Origin of the sequence: Phoenicibacter congonensis (assembly GCF_902386915.1) — a bacterium.
GTDB classification, from domain to species: Bacteria; Actinomycetota; Coriobacteriia; order Coriobacteriales; family Eggerthellaceae; genus Phoenicibacter; species Phoenicibacter congonensis.
In genome coordinates this window covers 1,272,332-1,289,051 of the sequence record NZ_LR698997.1, presented here as the reverse complement: position 1 = coordinate 1,289,051, position 16,720 = coordinate 1,272,332, and the positions used below count along the sequence as shown (strand labels likewise).

Sequence of the window (16,720 nt, the reverse complement as noted above, 5' to 3'; positions counted from 1 at the left end):
TTAAAAATTAAAAACGCTGATTTATTATCAGCGTTCGTTCTTTTTTCTAGTTCAAATTCCACCACCTGTTTCTGTAATTTCCTTGTATAAAACAAAATAGCAATCTGAGTGTCACAAAAGAACAACATTATTTAGAATTCAATTTTTAAAAAGATTTTTTAAAAGAATGAGGCGTCCATCCTTAAGGTGGTGGTGGTAAGAAGGACGCCATTCATATTTCGCGATGCCTGGAGATTTGGATGGTTGGGGGCATCGCTTCGGGCCTTTAAATAACCATCAGAAACCTTAGATAAAGATATAAGGTTCTTGTCATTTTGCCCTGGGTTTTAAAAATAGGCGAATTTTTTAAAACTTATGGACTTTATAGACTGCACAGTGTCACAAAACAACAACAAGAGCTTCATCGCTTTTCATTTGCTTTTTGTTTAAAAGCGCCACTTTTTTTGATGTATAATTTCTAGTCGCGTTTGAGAGAACGCGTTTGATAACAGAATAGTTCTGCTGCTTAAGACAGTCGGTACCGTTAAGGTTTAATTGAGGAATCAGCCTACCGAGGTGGTTAATGAAATTCATATGAATTGATTTACCCTTGTCTTTTTGCGGTTTTCGCAGAGCAAGGGTTTTTTTGTGCCCAGCTAACGGCAGAACTTAGCTTGCTAATTAAAAGATTGGAGGTGAAATAGGTTTATGCCAAATGCTGCAAATCAAGAACAGCTCGCTCAAATTAAAGAGAGCCTTTCTAATGCTGGTGCAGTTTGGGTAGTCAACTACCGTGGACTCACTGTTAAGCAAATCCAACAACTTCGTCGCGACATTCGTGCCAATGATGCTCAAATGTTTGTTTTGAAGAACACGTTGATGCACATCGCATTAGAAGAGCTTGAAATGCCTTCAATGGATGACATTTTGAGCGGCCCTTCTGCATTTGTTTTCACTGGAGAAGATCCAGTCGCAAGTGCAAAGGCTATCAAGAATTTTGCTAAGGACAATGAAGCGCTTGAAATCAAGGGCGGAATTATGGATGGTGCATTCCAGGACGCTGAAGCGGTTCAAGCAATTGCAGATCTTCCAAGCCGCGAAGAACTCATTGCAAAGCTCCTCGGAACTATCAACAATCCTATGGCAAAGACAGTTCGCACACTCAATGCAATCCTCGAAGCACCTGTTCGTGCAATTTCAGAGATTGCAAAAAAGGCTGCTTAAATCTAGCTGCCTAAAAGTTGCCTCATAGAGGCTCGATTTTTGATTATTATTTTTGAAAGGATGTTATAACATGGCTATCACTAGAGAAGAAATTGTTGAAGCATTAAAAGAAATGCCTGCTCTTGAGCTTTCTGAACTCGTAAAAGATCTCGAGGAAGTATTCGGCGTAAGTGCTGCTGCTCCTGTTGCAGTTGCTGCTGCTCCTGCTGCTGGTGGCGCAGAGGCTGCTGAAGAGAAAACAAACTTTGACGTTGTTCTTGAGGGCTTTGGTGACAACAAGATTGCTGTTATTAAAGTTGTTCGTGAACTCACTGGTCTTGGTCTTAAAGAAGCAAAAGAAGCTGTTGAGAGCGCTCCTAAAGCAATCATTGAGGGTGCAGACAAAGACAAAGCTGAAGATGCAAAGGCAAAAATTGAGGAAGCAGGCGGTGCTGTTACCCTTAAGTAGTTTTTGCAAAAAGCTTAAACTTTATTTAAAGAGCTCGCAAATTGCGGGCTCTTTTTGCTTTATTTGCAAGAATTCGTAAAATGTTTTTATGGCAAGAGAATCTATGAAATCAAGAGTTGAGCGCGCACTTGAGGTTGAGCGCAGAATGGAGGCTCGTTATGGCGCGCGTATATGTCCACTTGATTTTTGGGGTGACCCATTTAAGCTTCTCATTGCCGTGATGCTCTCAGCGCAAACTACCGACAAAAGCGTTAACAAGGTAACACCTGTGCTTTGGGAGAAATATCCCACTCCGCTAGATTTGAGCTATGCTAACCCAGCTGATGTTGCCTCAATCATTTCAAGAATTGGCCTTTATCGTGTAAAGTCTGAGCGGTGTGTTGCTATTGCTGATGCTATCGTTAATAAATATGAAGGGCACGTGCCCTGCGATTTTGACGAGTTGCAAAAAATGCCAGGGGTTGGCAGAAAGACTGCGAATATCGTCATGAATGAGGGATTTGGAAAGCCTTGTGGAATTGCAGTTGACACGCATGTTAATCGCATTGCTCACATGCTTTCCTTCGTCCCAAGAGATGTTAAAGACCCGAATAAAGTTGAGCAAGAATTGTTAAAACTTTATCCAAAAGAATACTGGGGAAAAATCAATCACCAATGGGTACTGTTTGGGAGAGAAGTGTGTGTCGCTAGGCACCCAAGGTGCAACACATGTCCACTTTCCGACATTTGCCCCAGTGAAATTCTTGGTGATTAATTGTAAAAGCGACCCAATTCGCTTAAATCTCAAAAGAGTTCAAGAATGTGCTCACTAGAGCATCTTCAATTCTCTTGAAGACTTCACTCTTTGGGTCTAGGCGCAATATGATTTTTTCCATCAGGTTTTCTCTTGTCACACTATCGCAGTAGCCTCGCTTGAGTCCTGAGTTGTATGCCTCGGCAATCGCTTCATTAGCAATAACCTCAATCTCGTGTCGAGTTAGCCCTTCGCAGAAATCTGCAAGTTCAGAATTGTTTAATCCACGAAGTGAGGGATGGTTGTTCGAAAGCTGATTCCAGAGCTGTATTCTTTCCGATTTAGTTGGTAGCTCAATGTTAACCTCGCTAAAATCTCCAAGTAAATCAAGAATTTCTTCAGGAATCATTTCCTGGTCACACGCTGTACAAATTATTTGTACTTTTGGATTTTCAACGCATTTTTCAATCAGGCCTAAAAACTCTTTGCCGGCTGGTGTTAGTTTGACCGGAACGATTGGCTGCATTGAGTCACCCAAATCAAATGGGTCCTCATCGAAGAAAATCGACCAGTCTTCAACGTTTTCAACAATCAAAAGGCCATCGTTTTCTGCCAGCCACAGCAAAGGTGTTTTTCCGCGACTAAGATTTATGCAAGTTTTGTTTGCTGCGGCAGCAATTCCAGGCAGACCTGTTGGGGTGTCTTGAATCATGAGTCTCACAGTCGCGCATGACAACTCATCGGCTGTTGCATCTAGAAGAGGTTCAATCTCTTCTGGTGTGTCACCAATCATCACGAGCGGTTTTAGAGCAGGGCGTGATGTCATGCCGTGAAAACGGTTAAGAGCATTGATTATGCTTTCATTTTGACTTTGCGTGCGATCTCCAAAGCCCAAGAATTTGAGTTTAGTTACAGCTTTTTCATATCCCGCCAAATCGACGTAAGCAAAAGGATGATAGTCTGATGCTGCAACACCTTGCAATCCATTTGCCGAATGCAGAATGCTTTCAGCGTCTTTGAAGTCTGCATTTTCATATGGCGCTTTTTCATTTTTTTTGACCTCAGGCTCTGAGGACTGTTCGCTTCCAGCTAGCTCACGTTTGAACTGTGCAAGCCACTCTGGAATGTTGTCATTCTTTTTGTTGCTGTTAACGTTTTTGTTTTCGCCGTCTGCCAACTTGGTCCACCTCCTTAAAAATTACCCAAGGTATCCAAATTCTAGACCTTCGCCATGTGTGATTCGCTATAAATCTCCGTCTATTCATATAGTATATGAAACAAATTGAAAAGCAACTTGAGAGGCTTCCTAATGAGTTTATTTGACCTAAAAATCGATGAAAAAATTGCAGATTTCGGGATTGGACATGCTACTGACAATGATGCGCTGACAGGAGTGAGCGTTGTTGTTTGTAAAGAAGGAGCTGTGTGTTCTTGTGATGTTCGTGGAGGCGGACCTGCTACTCGTGAGACTGATCTTTTGAGTCCAGAGAAAATGGTCGAGCGCGTGCATGCGGTTGTGTTGTCGGGAGGTTCAGCTTTTGGCTTGGAGGCTGCAAGTGGTGTTGCTCGCGTTCTTCGAGATGAAAAAATTGGTTTTCGGGCTGGCACAGATATTGTTCCAATTGTTCCAGCGGCTTGCATTTTTGATTTGGGAGTTGGAAAATGCGTTTTCCCTGATGTCGAAATGGGAAAAGAAGGTGCGAGGAATGCTTTAGATAATGTTGGAAAAACACAAGCTCCAGGAGTTGGAGTTGTGGGTGCAGGCGCAGGTGCTTCAGTTGGACTTAAAGGTGTGCCCCTAGTCAGCCCGATGAAATCTGGAATAGGTTATTCATTCGCAAGCTTTGGGAAATTAAAAGTTTCGGCCCTCACGGTTGTGAACGCTCTTGGAAATGTATATGAATCAAATGGAGACTTTCTTGCGGGCATCGAAAATGAAAAGACGATGATTGCAGCTTTCAAAGCGATGAATATAAAATCGAAATTCGGGGGAGTCAAAAACACAACACTTTCTGTTGTAATGACAAACGCAAAAGCAACAAAATCGATGTGCAAAAAAGTAGCCAGTTGCTCCCACGATGGATATGCTCGCTCAATCAACCCAGTTCACACTCAAAACGATGGAGATGCAGTTTTTGTAATGGCTTCTGATAAAGTTGCAGCCGATGTTGACGTAATTTCTGTCATGGCGGCCGAAGTTGTTGAAGAGTCAATTCGTGAGGCAGTTAGACATGCAAAAAGCGTTGCTGGTCTTGTGGGCCTTTCTCGTTAATGTGCAAATCTAGAATCATTGGAAAAGAAACTTAGAAGCTTGTCTCATTTATAGGAAAGCTATTGAAACGTTAGACGAATTTGTTTGGTAGTTTGCTGTGGTTGCTTTTCTAGATTTCGTCTAGACCGCGCCGGAGCTCTTTAAATTGCCTTGTTACCTCATCGACGGCAACATTAGCCTTTTCTTTCGACTCAATACTTGCTTTTGTAATCGCAATTGCCACACAAACTGCCTCTGTTTTAGTGTGAGTTATTGAAATTGGTATGTCGGTCACACCTGCTTTGTCTGCAATTGTCTTGGCTTTGTTGTGTAAAAGAACTTTCGGCTCACCATTTCTTTCGATTTTGACTTCAACGTCTCTATAACCAACGCCTCTCCCAAAACCAACACCGAGTGATTTTAATACAGCCTCTTTTGCAGCAAAACGTGCCGCAAGGTGCACTTCTGGATTAGTTTTTTTGTTAGCATAGTTTATTTCTGATTCAGAAAACATCTTATTAACAAAGCTTGGCGTGCGTTTACATATGAGCCTAAAGTGAGAAATGTCAACTACATCCACGCCTAGGCCAAGCTGCTCAGAGTTCGCATGAATAGAAAGTGCTTGGTCGACAACTTCTTGCATATGTCTTCTTCTTGTCACGGTTTTTGATTATAAAGCAGGCATTATAATGACTTCATGCTCGCAAATGAAATCAACAATATATTTATAAAAAACAACTGCGCAATCGATTTTTTTAAAAATATCGATGAAGGAAAAGATGCATCTTTGGGGCTGTCTAGCTCGGCGAGACCGATGTTTGCTTCTCTTTGTTTTGAGCATTTGAATGGTCCGCTTCTTGTCTTGCTCTCTGGAGCAGACTCTGCGCACAGTTTCGCGAGACAAATGTGCGCATTTACTGACCCTAAGAAAGTTTATGAATTTTCAGATTATGGCTTCAAGCTAACAGATGACAGGGCAATCGACCCAAAAGCCTGCTCTAACAGATTCATGTGTTTGCATGCTTTAGCGACAGGACAAAATGTGGTTGTTGTTGCATCTGTCTCAGCTGTAATGCGCCTTCTTCCTGACTCTCGCGATAACTACACTCTGCCCCTTGTTTTTTCTCCTGGTGAAGAATTAATAGTTGATGACGTGATTGAATCCTTGATTACTAAAGGATATGAACGTGTTAACAAAATTAAGAACAGAGGTGATTATTCTTTTGTTGGCGGGACGCTTGATGTTTACCCGGGAAACATGGACTATCCAGTGAGGATTGATTTTTTTGGAGATGAAATTGAATCGATTCGAAAGATATTTCTATCAACGGGTCAAACGATAAAAGATGTTGGTGCAGTCGAAGTTTATCCAGTGTGTGAGCTTCCCCTTACTAAAGAAAACAAGTTTTTTGCCAATAGAGAACTCGAGTCAAAAGCAAAAACTAACGCTTCAATGCGAAAACTTCGAAACGTTTTGGAAGATGGCATAAACTTAAAAGAAGCCCACCTACTGATGCCGCATTTGTGCAAAAGGCAAAGTTCATTTAGCGATTATTTGGCTGACAATGTGACAGTTGCAGTGTGTGAACCCACGTCGGTGATTATGGAGGCTAACAAGTTTTTAGCCGACCTTGATAAAGAATTAACTGGCACCTCTCACAAGGTTGACGAGTTTGCGTCCTCAATTTTTGATATTAGTTTTCCTAATGTTCGTCACATTACTTTTGAGTCAATAATGAGGTCGGTTGACGTTTCTGTCGATGATGAAGTAAAAATTCTACGCACTAATTCAGGCGGTGTGGAGATTCCTATTGTTGACAGAATAAAAGACTGGTTTGACGCTGGTTTCAAAGTTTTATTTGCGGACCCAGATCCAAATTCTGCTCGGGCAACTAAAGACGATTTGTTAGAAACTGAGATTTCGATTGGAGATTATGAATTAACTGAAAAGATTGCTCCACGAGTTGTCAATTTTTCTTCAGCTTCGGTTCCTCTTGGGTTTGTTATTCCGCAGGCCAAGTTTGTTCTTGTTTCTAAAAATGACTCTAAAGGCTTGCTTTCGGGCATGCGTCGCTCTAAAAGCATCGACATCACGAAAATTACTTTTCCCTATAAACCAGGAGATTATGTTGTCCACATGAACTTTGGTGTGGGGAAGTTTGTTCGAATTGTCACTCGTGACATCGATGGTTCTAAGCGCGATTACATGGAGCTTCATTATGCAGAAGGAGACAAGCTCTTTTTGCCTGTTGAACAGCTTGATCGCGTCACACGATATGTTGGGGCTGAAGCTGATAACCCCCGTCTCACAAGACTTAACACTCACGATTGGTCAAAAGCCGTCAATAAAGCTCGAGCAGCGACTAAGAAGTTGGCGTTTGATCTTGTAGATGTTTATTCCAGGCGTGCAAACGTTACAGGTTTTTCTTTTGAGATTTCTGACGAAACAAAACAGGTGCTTTCGAGCACGTTTGAATTTGATGAAACAAAAGACCAGGCTAGTGCCATAAACGATGTGTTCCAAGACATGCATTCGAAAAGGATTATGGACCGACTCGTTTGCGGTGACGTAGGGTTTGGAAAGACTGAAGTTGCAATTCGAGCTGCCTTTGTTGCAGTAAAAAACAAAAAGCAAGTCATGCTTCTTTGTCCTACGACAATTTTAGCTCAGCAGCATTTCGAAACATTTTTAAACCGACTTGACCCGCTCGGCGTAAATGTTGATGTCATATCACGATTTAGAACAAAAAAGCAGCAGAAAGAAACGCTTGCCGCGTTTGCTGAAGGTCGTGTCGATGTTCTCATTGGAACTCACAGGCTTTTGTCTCGAGATGTCAATCCAAAAGAGTTGGGCCTAATGATAGTTGACGAGGAACAACGTTTTGGCGTTGGGCACAAAGAACAACTCAAGGATTTGCGTGAAACAATAGAAGTTTTAACCCTGTCAGCAACTCCAATCCCCAGGACATTACAGATGTCATTGTCGGGCGTTCGTGACATGTCGCTCATTTTAACTCCGCCCAAAAAGAGGTTGCCTGTGAAGGTTCATGTTTCTAGCTGGAACCCTGATGTGGTGAGTGAGGCTTTGCGTTTTGAGTTTGCCCGTGGTGGGCAAGTATATTACGTCTCGAACCGTGTAAAAACCATTGATTTGACGCTACAAAGAGTGCAAGAAATTGTTCCTGAGGCACGAATTGGTGTTGCGCACGGTCAAATGTCTAAACTCGAGCTAGAGCATGTTATGGAGGATTTCGCTGCTGGCAAACTCGACGTTTTAATTGCGACCACAATCATAGAAAGCGGAATTGATAACAGAAACACTAACACGTTAATCATAGAAGACTCTGAGCGCCTAGGCCTCGCTCAGATGTATCAGCTAAAGGGCAGGGTAGGAAGGTCTTCTGTGCAGGCACATGCCTATTTTATGTATCCTGACAACATGCCATTAACAGAGGATTCAAAGAGTCGACTTGAGGCAATTGATGAGCATCAGGAGCTTGGAAGTGGACTTCGAATTGCGATGCGAGACCTTGAAATTCGCGGAGCAGGTGAGATGTTTGGTGCCGAGCAGTCTGGAAACATGAGTGCTGTTGGTTTTGATTTGTTTGCAGCAATGCTAAATGAGGCAATAGTCAATGAGCGAGAAGGAAACAATGAGGCCGACGACCGCGCAATTCACGTTTTAAGTGACATTTCTGTAAACATCAATGAGTCTGCGCGTCTTTCCGATGACTTTATCGAAGATGTGGCAGAGCGCGTTATGCTCTATCGCCGAGTTGCAAATGCATTTAGCTCAAATGATGTGTCAGAAATCTTTGATGAAGTTAAATCGAAATATGGGGAGATGCCCGATGAGGCACTTAATTATTTCGCTAAAGCGAAACTTCGATCTTTCTGCTTTGAAAATAACATCACTAACATTTCTATAGCAGGTGGCTATTTGGTGGTTGAGCCAATAGAATTGAACAGCGAGTCGGTTGCTTCCGTGAGACATCTATCAGCTCTTTATTCAAAAAACAAAAAGCGTCTTAAAGTTCCTTTTCACAATATAGACAGTGGGGCAGGCAAATGTCTAGATGCTCTTTCGTTTTTGAGTGATTTGCTATAATTCTTTGGCTTAATAAAGTTGATTTTTATGGAGACAATTTATGTCGAACAATCAAGTGCGCGTTAGATTTGCGCCTTCACCAACAGGGATGCTTCACATTGGTGGCGCAAGAACTGCTATTTATAACTGGGCTTTTGCTAGGGCACAGGGCGGAAAGTTTATTCTTCGAATTGAGGACACTGATCGCGAACGTTCTACCGACGAAAACACACAAATTATTCTTCGTGCTTTGAAGTGGCTTGGTCTTGACTGGGACGAAGGTCCTGAGATTGGCGGTGAATTTGGTCCCTATTTTCAGACTGAGCGCATGCAAACATACAAAGATGCTCTTTACAAACTCATCGAGAGCGGAGATGCTTATCCTTGCTTTTGTACAAAAGAAGAACTCGATGCGAAACGCGAAAAAGCCAACAAAGAACAAGGCGGCTATGCTGGATATGATGGCACCTGCAGACATCTTTCTGCTGAAGAGGCAAAGAGAAGAATTGAAGCAGGACAACCTCATGTTTGGCGACTAAAAGTGCCAAAAGACCATGCTCCAATAACATTTGATGACGAAGTTTATGGTCACATGGAATTTCCTTGTGACGTTATGGACGATTTAATTCTTGTTAGAACCGACGGAATGCCAACATATAACTTTGCGGTTGTGTGTGACGATTCAAACATGAGAATCACTCATGTAGTTAGGGGTGACGATCATCTTTCTAACACTCCTAGACAAATTTTAATTTATGAAGCGCTAGGCCTTGAAGTGCCAACTTTTGCGCATCTGCCAATGATTTTGGGAAGTGATGGAAAAAAGCTCTCAAAACGCCATGGTGCAACTAATGTTGAAGAATATCGCGATGCTGGGTATTTGCCTGATGTAATGGTTAATTTTCTTGCGTTGCTCGGATGGTCTCTTGATGGTGAAACAACAATTATTCCGCGTGATGTTTTGACGCAAAAATTCTCATTGAACCGCATCAACAAAAAAGACTGTATCTTTGATGAGACTAAGCTTGACTGGATGAACGGCGCCTACATTCGGGATATGGATGTTGATTCATGGGCAAACGTTGCGCTTCCTTGGATTAAAAAAACAGAAGGCGCTAAAACATCTCACATTAATGTTGACATCGATTTTGCAAAGAGCATTTGTCCTCTTTTAATCGAAAGAATGGTACGTTTTAACGAAATTCCTAAAAAGATTGAATATTTTTTCTGGGACGATTCTGTTGTGCTTGATGAGAAATCTGTCAACAAAGTTCTTTTAAAGGAAGGTGCTCGTGCCGATGAGGCTTTGCGCATTGCAATGTCTGTTCTCACTGACGAATCGAATTCATGGGAATTCGAGCCATTGCAGGAAAAAGTTAAGGCCCTAGGAGAAAAGGCAGGCCTTAAGCCAAAGTTGATTTTTCAACCAATCAGAGTAGCTGTGTGTGGAAACATGGTTTCACCTCCTTTGTTTGAGTCTATTGTTCTCATGAAGAGGGAAGACGTGATTGCAAGAATCCAGTTTGTCCTAGACAAATTTTTTGCATAAACGTTCTGTGGTAGAATAGGTAACTCATAAATATTCATTACTTGGCCTTTGCGGATCAGCAATCACACTTCAATCGAACAACAAGCTGAGCCAGCCCGACTGTGTGGGCGGGGACTTGAGTTTGTGACAAAACACGTTAGATGGAGTTTTTTGAAGATTAATTCTAGAAATAAAAGCTTTTCGGCGGTTGCAAAACCAACTGCACGAGTTAGCGTTCTAACAGTTGCACTATGTGTTGTTTGTGCTTTTGTTTTTATCTCTGTTGCAGGCATTTCCTATGCTAATGGGTTTAGCTTCGGTGAGCCCCAAGTAAAAGTTGAAGATAAAGCGGCCACCTCTGCAACCGATTTTGACGATGACACAACCCATGAATCTGATGCCCTTAAGGCAACGACTAAGCGAGATGTCTCAGCCCTCTATAACGAAATTAAAGACGAAGAAGACGAAAAAGCTCGCATTGAAGCAGAAAAAAAACGCAAGCACGACAATGAATGCATAAATCGTGGTGTTTCCAACAAAGCTGCGGCTGGAAATCCAAACGATGGCGTTGATTTCACTATTGGCAGAGATGAATTCGTTTCACTTTGGGGCGCAAGAATAAATGCCTATCTCGCTGGCTCTGCATTAGATGGCTACGGCGAGATTTTTGCTAATGCGGCGTTTGAATATGGTGTTGACCCTCGCGTTTCACCTGCTATTTCTAACACTGAGTCAACAAAAGGAGCAAATTGCTTCAGGTCTCACAACGCTTGGGGCTGGATGGGAACCGCTCATTGGTCCGACTGGGAGACAGCTATTGATGCACATGTTAGCGGCTTTGCAAGTGGCTATGGCTACACTGTGACTTTGTCTGCTGCTAAGAAATATTGCCCTCCAACATATGAAGATTGGTATGGCAAAACCATTTCGCAAATTGCTTTAATCTAGACACAGTTTCTATTTCTGTTCAATTGACTATAATCTCTTAAATTATGAGCAATATTATTGTCATAGGGTGCGGTCGAGTGGGTTCTCAACTAGCTGAAGGGCTGTCGTTGCAAGGGCACAACGTTTCTTGTATCGACAAGAATTCCGCAGCTTTTGAGGCCCTTGGCTCCGATTTTAACGGCGTCAAAATTCAAGGCTTAGGGTTTGATGTTGACACTCTTGAGCGAGCTGGTTCAGAAGATTGCGATGTTGTGGTTGCATGCACCCAAAGCGACGACGTCAATCTCATGGCTTGTGAAGTCGCAAAACGTTTGTGCGGAGTTGATAGGGTTATCGCACGACTTTACAATCCAACTCGTCTTGAAGTTTATGAAGAACTTGGTATTGAATACATTTGCGGCACAACACTCATTGCAAAAGCAATTCTAAAGAAGGTAGAAAAGCCATGTATGTCGTAATTGCCGGAGGCGGAAAGATTGGTTTTTACCTTGCTGAAACGATTATAGAAAACGACAATGAGGTTGCAATCATCGAAAAAGATGAGCAGTTGTGTAGTTCCCTAAGTGAAAGGTTGACCGGCCGGTTTCTAGTTATTCAAGGAGATTGCTGCGAAAGTCGCATATTACAAGACGCTGGCGTTGACCGTGCTGATGTTTTTGTGGCAAGCACAGGTCAAGACGAAACCAATCTTGTTTCTTGTGAGCTGGCTGATTGTCTCTTTGATGTCCCTCGTGTTGTTGCTCGCGTTAACAGCCCTCGCAATTTAAGAATTTTTAGAGAAGTTGGCATCGAGAGCGTATCATCTACAAGCCTCATTGGTTCTCTGATTTTAGAAGAAGCTCTTTATGGCAGCGTTTCAATCACTTCATCCCTAACTCATGGCGATGTGATTTTAAGTGAGCACACAATTCCTCACCGGCGACACATTACAGAGAATAAAGGGATTCGACTTGGTGACATGGAGCTTCCTGAGGGAGCGCGATGGGTTGCAATTGAAACTGACAGTGATGCAGAAGTTCCAACAGAAGATGAAATTTTGCATCCTGGAGATAAAGTAATCATCATTTCAGACAAATCTTTGATTCCTCAAATTCGTTTGGCTTTTAAGAATTTGTAGCATCTTAAACATTTTTCTTAATAGATTAATAAATTTCTAATCAGCACATTAAAACTGTTTTTTAATGTTGATGATTTTTAATTAAAGCTAGTTTGGAGTGCTAGGCCATAACTTTAAAAAACTCCCTTAGCAATTTTTAGCTGTCTAAGTTAAACAGCTAATGATTTTCGGTTTTTAAATAGTGCAGAAAATTCTTTATAGGTTTTCATTTCTGCCATTGGTTTTTAGGTTTAAGTAGGCTTTTGGGCAGCACGAAAAAACTTTTCTAAAGTGCTAACTTTCTTGTGGTAACATATAAAGTCGCGTTTGTATGAAGGGCAGACACGCCCGGACGCGTTTGACAGACGGAGTCAAGGTAGAAAGCCTCTTTATCTGCTTTATTGGCAATCGCTGTCAGAATGTATAAGAGGGACGCACTATTTCGCGTCAAGTCACAAGAAAGTGAGAAAAAGTGGGAATCAGGAATTACAAGCCGACCAGCCCAGGACGTCGCTTTCAGATGGTTTCTGACTTTGAAGATGTAACAGCTTCAAAGCCTGAGAAATCGCTTCTTGCGAAGAAACCAAAGAAAGCTGGCCGCAACAATTATGGTCGCATCACTTGCCGTCATAAGGGCGGTGGAAACCATGCACGTTATCGTGTAATTGACTTTAAGCGTAACAAGGACGGAGTTCCAGCTAAAGTCGCAACTATTGAATATGATCCAAACCGCACATCACGCATTGCTCTTTTGCACTATGCTGATGGCGAAAAGAGATACATCATTCAACCAAAAGGTTTGAAAGTTGGAGACGTTGTCGTGAGCGGCCCTGATGCTGACATTAAGCCAGGCAATGCACTTCCTCTCGCAAACATTCCAGTGGGCACATTGATTCATTGTGTTGAGCTTCAACCAGGTAAAGGTGCTTCAATGGCAAGATCAGCTGGTGCTTCTATTCAGTTGATGGGCAAAGAGGGAAAATATGCCATCTTGCGCATGCCTTCATCAGAAATGAGGCGTGTTCTTCTCACTTGCCGTGCGACTGTTGGTGAGGTTGGAAATGCTGAACATTCCAACATCAAAATTGGTAAAGCAGGCCGCAATCGCTGGAAGGGTATTCGCCCAACTGTTCGTGGTACTGTTATGAACCCTGTTGACCACCCTCATGGTGGTGGTGAAGGCAAGAACAAGAGTGCTGGTCGTCATCCAGTTTCTCCTTGGGGTCAGCCTGCAAAAGGTCAACGCACACGCAATAAGAAGAAGGCTTCACAGAAGCTCATTATCCGTCGTCGCAAGAAATAGCGCAAAGGTTTAAGGAGAAAATTTTGAGCAGAAGTTTGAAAAAAGGACCTTTCGTCGAGATGCGTCTTTTGGAGAGAATCCAGAAGATGAACGACGAAAATGACAAGCAAGTTGTCAAGACCTGGTCGCGCTCTTCAACGATCTTCCCTGAAATGGTTGGTCACACAATTGCAGTGCACGACGGTCGCAAGCATGTTCCAGTTTATGTAACAGAGTCAATGGTTGGTCACAAGCTTGGTGAATTTGCGCCAACACGCACGTTCCGTGGCCATGCCGACAAGAGAAAATAGTGAAGGAGGAGTAACATGGCAAAAACTAAGAAAACAGTTAACCCAAACGAAGCTACTTCTACTTCTAAATTTGTGAGAGTTTCTCCAAGAAAAGCTCGCATTGTATTAGATCTTGTTAGAGGTAAATCTGTAGCGCAAGCTCGTGAGATTCTTCAATTCTCAGAGCGTGCAGTCTCTGAAGTTGTTCTCAAAACTTTGAACAGCGCAGTTGCTAATGCTGTGAACAACAACCATTTGATCGAGAGCTCACTTGTTGTTAAAACAGCTGTAGCTGACGAGGGTCCAACAATTAAAAGAATTCGCCCTCGTGCAAAGGGAAGCGCAAGTCGCATTAACAAGCGCACTTCTCACATCAAGATTACAGTCGCAACTGGCAAGGAGGCATAGAGCATGGGTCAAAAAGTATGCCCAACAGGATTCCGCCTCGGAATTACTGAGAATTGGAAAAGTCGCTGGTATGCCGATAAAAACTATGCGACATTGCTTGAGAACGATTTAAAACTTCGTTCCTACATTGAAAAAACTCTCAAAGATGCTGCTGTTTCTAAGGTTGACATCGAGAGAACTGGTGATGCAGTTAAAATCACCATCAAAACTGCTCGCCCAGGCGTAATCATTGGCAAGAAAGGCGCAGACATCGACATTTTGCGCAAAAAGCTCCAAGAGATTGCTAACGGCAAAGTGAGCGTAGACGTTCTTGAAGTGCGTCGTCCAGAAATTGATGCTAATTTGATTGCTCAAACAGTTTGTGCGCAGCTCGAAGGACGTGTCGCTTTCCGCCGTGCAATGAGAAAGGCTGTTCAATCAGCTCGCAACAGTGGAGCTGAAGGCATCAGAATTCAATGCTCTGGTCGTCTTGGTGGCGCTGAGATGAGCCGTCGTGAGTGGTATCGTGAAGGCCGTGTGCCTCTACAAACTCTTCGTGCAAAGATTGACTATGGTTTTTGCACAGCTAACACTCAAATGGGAGCAATTGGTGTTCAAGTTTGGGTTTACCATGGCGACGTTATGCCTGGTCAGAAATATTCCGATCCAGCTCTTGAGGGTTCTGGACGCAACAACCGCGGTCGCAGTGGCCGTCGTGGCAACGAGAATCGGAGGCAGAAATAATGTTAATGCCAAGACGTGTTAAGCACAGAAAAGTGCAACGTGGCTCCATGAGGGGCAATGCAAAAGGCGGCACTAAACTTGCATTTGGTTCATATGGTCTCGCAACCACCGAGCGCCATTGGATTACTAACCGCCAGATTGAGGCTGCTCGTATTGCAATGACTCGTCATATGAAGCGTGGTGGCCGTGTTTGGATTACGATTTTCCCAGACAAACCAGTTTCAAAGAAACCTGCTGAAACTAGAATGGGTAAAGGTAAGGGCGCTCCTGAGTATTGGGTAGCTGTTGTAAAACCTGGTCGCATTATGTTTGAGATTGATGGTGTTGATGAAGCTACTGCAAAAGAGGCTCTTCGTCTTGCTGCAATGAAGTTGCCTGTTAAATGCAAAATCGTTACAGGCGAAGCACAACAGGCTGCTGCAGGAAAGGAGGCCTAAATGAAACCTAGTGAAGTAAAAGAACTCACGACAGAAGATTTAAAAGCCAAACTTGCTGAAAACCGCACAGAGCTTTTTAACCTTCGTTTTCAAATGGCTACAAGTCAGCTCGATAACACAGCTCGCGTGGCTCTTGTAAAAAAAGACATTGCTCGCATTCTCACCGAAATGAGAGCAAGAGAAATCAATGCGCAATAGGGAGGTGTGAAGAGCAATGACTACTGAAGCACAAGAAACTCGCAATCACCGCAAGGTGCGCCAAGGCGTTGTTGTTAGCGCTGCTGGCAATAAAACAATCGTCGTAGCTGTGCAAAGCGACAAACCACATCCAGTTTATGGAAAGATGATGACTTCCACAAAGAAGTATCACGCCCATGATGAGAATAATGAGGCTGGCGTTGGCGACCGCGTTCATATCGCCGAGACTCGTCCAATCTCAAAACTTAAGCGCTGGAGATTATTAGACATCGTCGAGAAGGCTAAATAGTGCTCCTTTTGGGCATTATTAAAAAGGACAAAGAGGTCAAAAATGATACAAATGCAATCTTACTTGCAAGTAGCAGATAACTCTGGTGCTCGCAAAGTGCAATGCATCAAAGTTCTCGGAGGATCTAAAAGAAGATATGCCGGAATTGGTGATGTTATTATTTGCGCTGTTAAAGAGGCTATCCCAAATGGATCAGTCAAAAAAGGCGAAGTTGTTCGCTGCGTGATCGTTAGAACCAAAAAGCAGGTTCGTCGCGATGATGGTTCCTACATCCGCTTTGACCAAAACGCTTGTGTTTTGATTAACGCTGATGGAACTCCTCGCGGAACTCGTATTTTTGGACCTGTCGCTCGTGAACTTCGTGACAAGAAATACATGAAAATCGTGTCTTTGGCACCTGAGACACTTTAGGGGAGGGACGAGTAATGGCAGTTAAATTTGGAACTAATGCAAGAGGAAAACTCGACAAGTTCAAGGTTCTCCCTATTAAATCTGACGATCAGGTCGAAATCCTTGCTGGAAAAGACAAAGGCAAGAAGGGTAAAGTCCTTCGTGTAATTCCTGCTCAAAACAGAGTTGTTGTGGAGGGAATTAACACAGTGAGAAAAACAATGCGCCCAACACAAGCTAATCCACAAGGTGGCATCCAAACTGTTGAGGCACCTCTCAACGTTTCAAACGTTGCGCTTGTTTGCCCTTCATGTGGCGCTAAAACAAGAGCTGCTCGTCGTCGTGACGAGAATGGTAAAAAGATTCGTGTCTGCAAAAAATGCGGCGCAGACATCGATAAATAAAACCG

20 protein-coding genes and 1 other annotated feature are annotated in these 16,720 nt (G+C 42.9%); of the genes, 18 read left to right on the top strand and 2 right to left on the bottom strand.

The window, feature by feature from the left end:
* The first annotated feature begins 486 nt into the window (after positions 1-486).
* Positions 487-635, top strand: a sequence feature (ribosomal protein L10 leader region).
* A gap of 52 nt (positions 636-687) precedes the next feature.
* From rplJ to nth, 3 genes are all read left to right on the top strand, one after another.
* Positions 688-1,203, top strand: a complete 516-nt coding sequence (gene rplJ / locus FXZ76_RS05635) for a 50S ribosomal protein L10 (protein WP_079536529.1) — start codon at positions 688-690, stop codon at positions 1,201-1,203.
* A gap of 70 nt (positions 1,204-1,273) precedes the next feature.
* Complete coding sequence (rplL, locus tag FXZ76_RS05630) at positions 1,274-1,651, top strand: 50S ribosomal protein L7/L12 (protein WP_079536527.1); 378 nt, start codon at positions 1,274-1,276, stop codon at positions 1,649-1,651.
* Between the two features lie 88 nt (positions 1,652-1,739).
* Positions 1,740-2,405, top strand: coding sequence for an endonuclease III (gene nth, locus FXZ76_RS05625; RefSeq protein WP_079536524.1), 666 nt, complete (start codon positions 1,740-1,742; stop codon positions 2,403-2,405).
* Positions 2,406-2,427: 22 nt separating this feature from the next.
* Here the strand turns inward: nth and FXZ76_RS05620 are convergent, their stop codons facing one another.
* Entirely contained in the window at positions 2,428-3,561 is a 1,134-nt protein-coding gene (locus FXZ76_RS05620; RefSeq protein ID WP_079536522.1) for an ATP-binding protein, read from the bottom strand.
* Positions 3,562-3,693: 132 nt separating this feature from the next.
* Between FXZ76_RS05620 and FXZ76_RS05615 the strand changes: the two genes are divergently transcribed.
* A complete protein-coding gene (locus FXZ76_RS05615) occupies positions 3,694-4,656 on the top strand; it encodes a P1 family peptidase (RefSeq protein WP_079536520.1) in 963 nt (320 codons plus the stop codon).
* Between the two features lie 109 nt (positions 4,657-4,765).
* Here FXZ76_RS05615 and acpS read toward each other — a convergent pair whose 3' ends face one another.
* Entirely contained in the window at positions 4,766-5,278 is a 513-nt protein-coding gene (gene acpS, locus FXZ76_RS05610) for a holo-ACP synthase (RefSeq protein ID WP_079536518.1), read from the bottom strand.
* A 54-nt stretch (positions 5,279-5,332) separates the two neighbouring features.
* Between acpS and mfd the strand changes: the two genes are divergently transcribed.
* The 14 genes from mfd (at position 5,333) to rplX (ending at position 16,715) form a co-directional block, all read left to right on the top strand.
* Positions 5,333-8,743 carry a transcription-repair coupling factor gene (gene mfd / locus FXZ76_RS05605; RefSeq protein WP_079536515.1) on the top strand — a complete coding sequence of 1,137 codons (3,411 nt, stop codon included), beginning with the start codon at positions 5,333-5,335 and terminating at the stop codon, positions 8,741-8,743.
* A 40-nt stretch (positions 8,744-8,783) separates the two neighbouring features.
* Positions 8,784-10,271, top strand: a complete 1,488-nt coding sequence (gltX, locus tag FXZ76_RS05600; RefSeq protein WP_079536513.1) for a glutamate--tRNA ligase — start codon at positions 8,784-8,786, stop codon at positions 10,269-10,271.
* A gap of 150 nt (positions 10,272-10,421) precedes the next feature.
* Entirely contained in the window at positions 10,422-11,198 is a 777-nt protein-coding gene (locus FXZ76_RS05595; RefSeq protein ID WP_079536510.1) for a hypothetical protein, read from the top strand.
* 44 nt (positions 11,199-11,242) lie between these two features.
* Positions 11,243-11,656 carry a potassium channel family protein gene (locus tag FXZ76_RS05590; protein WP_079536508.1) on the top strand — a complete coding sequence of 138 codons (414 nt, stop codon included), beginning with the start codon at positions 11,243-11,245 and terminating at the stop codon, positions 11,654-11,656.
* Complete coding sequence (locus tag FXZ76_RS05585) at positions 11,644-12,315, top strand: potassium channel family protein (protein WP_079536505.1); 672 nt, start codon at positions 11,644-11,646, stop codon at positions 12,313-12,315. Before FXZ76_RS05590 ends, FXZ76_RS05585 begins: the two co-directional genes overlap by 13 nt.
* Positions 12,316-12,766: 451 nt before the next feature.
* Entirely contained in the window at positions 12,767-13,597 is an 831-nt protein-coding gene (rplB, locus tag FXZ76_RS05580; protein WP_079536503.1) for a 50S ribosomal protein L2, read from the top strand.
* Positions 13,598-13,620: 23 nt separating this feature from the next.
* Positions 13,621-13,887, top strand: a complete 267-nt coding sequence (gene rpsS, locus FXZ76_RS05575; protein ID WP_079536501.1) for a 30S ribosomal protein S19 — start codon at positions 13,621-13,623, stop codon at positions 13,885-13,887.
* Positions 13,888-13,902: 15 nt separating this feature from the next.
* Positions 13,903-14,274, top strand: coding sequence for a 50S ribosomal protein L22 (gene rplV, locus FXZ76_RS05570; RefSeq protein WP_079536498.1), 372 nt, complete (start codon positions 13,903-13,905; stop codon positions 14,272-14,274).
* A 3-nt stretch (positions 14,275-14,277) separates the two neighbouring features.
* The gene (gene rpsC, locus FXZ76_RS05565; RefSeq protein ID WP_079536496.1) at positions 14,278-14,997 is read left to right on the top strand and encodes a 30S ribosomal protein S3; all 720 of its coding nucleotides are present in this window, start codon (positions 14,278-14,280) and stop codon (positions 14,995-14,997) included.
* The gene (rplP, locus tag FXZ76_RS05560; RefSeq protein ID WP_079536493.1) at positions 14,997-15,434 is read left to right on the top strand and encodes a 50S ribosomal protein L16; all 438 of its coding nucleotides are present in this window, start codon (positions 14,997-14,999) and stop codon (positions 15,432-15,434) included. Before rpsC ends, rplP begins: the two co-directional genes overlap by 1 nt.
* Entirely contained in the window at positions 15,435-15,632 is a 198-nt protein-coding gene (gene rpmC, locus FXZ76_RS05555; RefSeq protein WP_079536490.1) for a 50S ribosomal protein L29, read from the top strand. It abuts the gene before it with no gap.
* 16 nt (positions 15,633-15,648) lie between these two features.
* Positions 15,649-15,921, top strand: coding sequence for a 30S ribosomal protein S17 (gene rpsQ, locus FXZ76_RS05550; RefSeq protein WP_079536487.1), 273 nt, complete (start codon positions 15,649-15,651; stop codon positions 15,919-15,921).
* A 42-nt stretch (positions 15,922-15,963) separates the two neighbouring features.
* Complete coding sequence (rplN, locus tag FXZ76_RS05545) at positions 15,964-16,332, top strand: 50S ribosomal protein L14 (RefSeq protein ID WP_079536484.1); 369 nt, start codon at positions 15,964-15,966, stop codon at positions 16,330-16,332.
* Between the two features lie 14 nt (positions 16,333-16,346).
* The gene (rplX, locus tag FXZ76_RS05540) at positions 16,347-16,715 is read left to right on the top strand and encodes a 50S ribosomal protein L24 (RefSeq protein WP_079536482.1); all 369 of its coding nucleotides are present in this window, start codon (positions 16,347-16,349) and stop codon (positions 16,713-16,715) included.
* Positions 16,716-16,720: the final 5 nt, after the last annotated feature.

What these genes read in the sequence shown, in the direction of transcription:
- rplJ (WP_079536529.1), top strand. Translation starts at nt 688, where the DNA reads ATGCCAAATGCTGCAAATCAAGAACAGCTCGCTCAAATTAAAGAGAGC.
- rplL (WP_079536527.1), top strand. Translation starts at nt 1,274, where the DNA reads ATGGCTATCACTAGAGAAGAAATTGTTGAAGCATTAAAAGAAATGCCT.
- nth (WP_079536524.1), top strand. Translation starts at nt 1,740, where the DNA reads ATGGCAAGAGAATCTATGAAATCAAGAGTTGAGCGCGCACTTGAGGTT.
- FXZ76_RS05615 (WP_079536520.1), top strand. Translation starts at nt 3,694, where the DNA reads ATGAGTTTATTTGACCTAAAAATCGATGAAAAAATTGCAGATTTCGGG.
- acpS (WP_079536518.1), bottom strand. Translation starts at nt 5,278, where the DNA reads ATGCAAGAAGTTGTCGACCAAGCACTTTCTATTCATGCGAACTCTGAG.
- mfd (WP_079536515.1), top strand. Translation starts at nt 5,333, where the DNA reads ATGCTCGCAAATGAAATCAACAATATATTTATAAAAAACAACTGCGCA.
- gltX (WP_079536513.1), top strand. Translation starts at nt 8,784, where the DNA reads ATGTCGAACAATCAAGTGCGCGTTAGATTTGCGCCTTCACCAACAGGG.
- FXZ76_RS05590 (WP_079536508.1), top strand. Translation starts at nt 11,243, where the DNA reads ATGAGCAATATTATTGTCATAGGGTGCGGTCGAGTGGGTTCTCAACTA.
- FXZ76_RS05585 (WP_079536505.1), top strand. Translation starts at nt 11,644, where the DNA reads ATGTATGTCGTAATTGCCGGAGGCGGAAAGATTGGTTTTTACCTTGCT.
- rplV (WP_079536498.1), top strand. Translation starts at nt 13,903, where the DNA reads ATGGCAAAAACTAAGAAAACAGTTAACCCAAACGAAGCTACTTCTACT.
- rpsC (WP_079536496.1), top strand. Translation starts at nt 14,278, where the DNA reads ATGGGTCAAAAAGTATGCCCAACAGGATTCCGCCTCGGAATTACTGAG.
- rplP (WP_079536493.1), top strand. Translation starts at nt 14,997, where the DNA reads ATGTTAATGCCAAGACGTGTTAAGCACAGAAAAGTGCAACGTGGCTCC.
- rpmC (WP_079536490.1), top strand. Translation starts at nt 15,435, where the DNA reads ATGAAACCTAGTGAAGTAAAAGAACTCACGACAGAAGATTTAAAAGCC.
- rpsQ (WP_079536487.1), top strand. Translation starts at nt 15,649, where the DNA reads ATGACTACTGAAGCACAAGAAACTCGCAATCACCGCAAGGTGCGCCAA.
- rplN (WP_079536484.1), top strand. Translation starts at nt 15,964, where the DNA reads ATGATACAAATGCAATCTTACTTGCAAGTAGCAGATAACTCTGGTGCT.
- rplX (WP_079536482.1), top strand. Translation starts at nt 16,347, where the DNA reads ATGGCAGTTAAATTTGGAACTAATGCAAGAGGAAAACTCGACAAGTTC.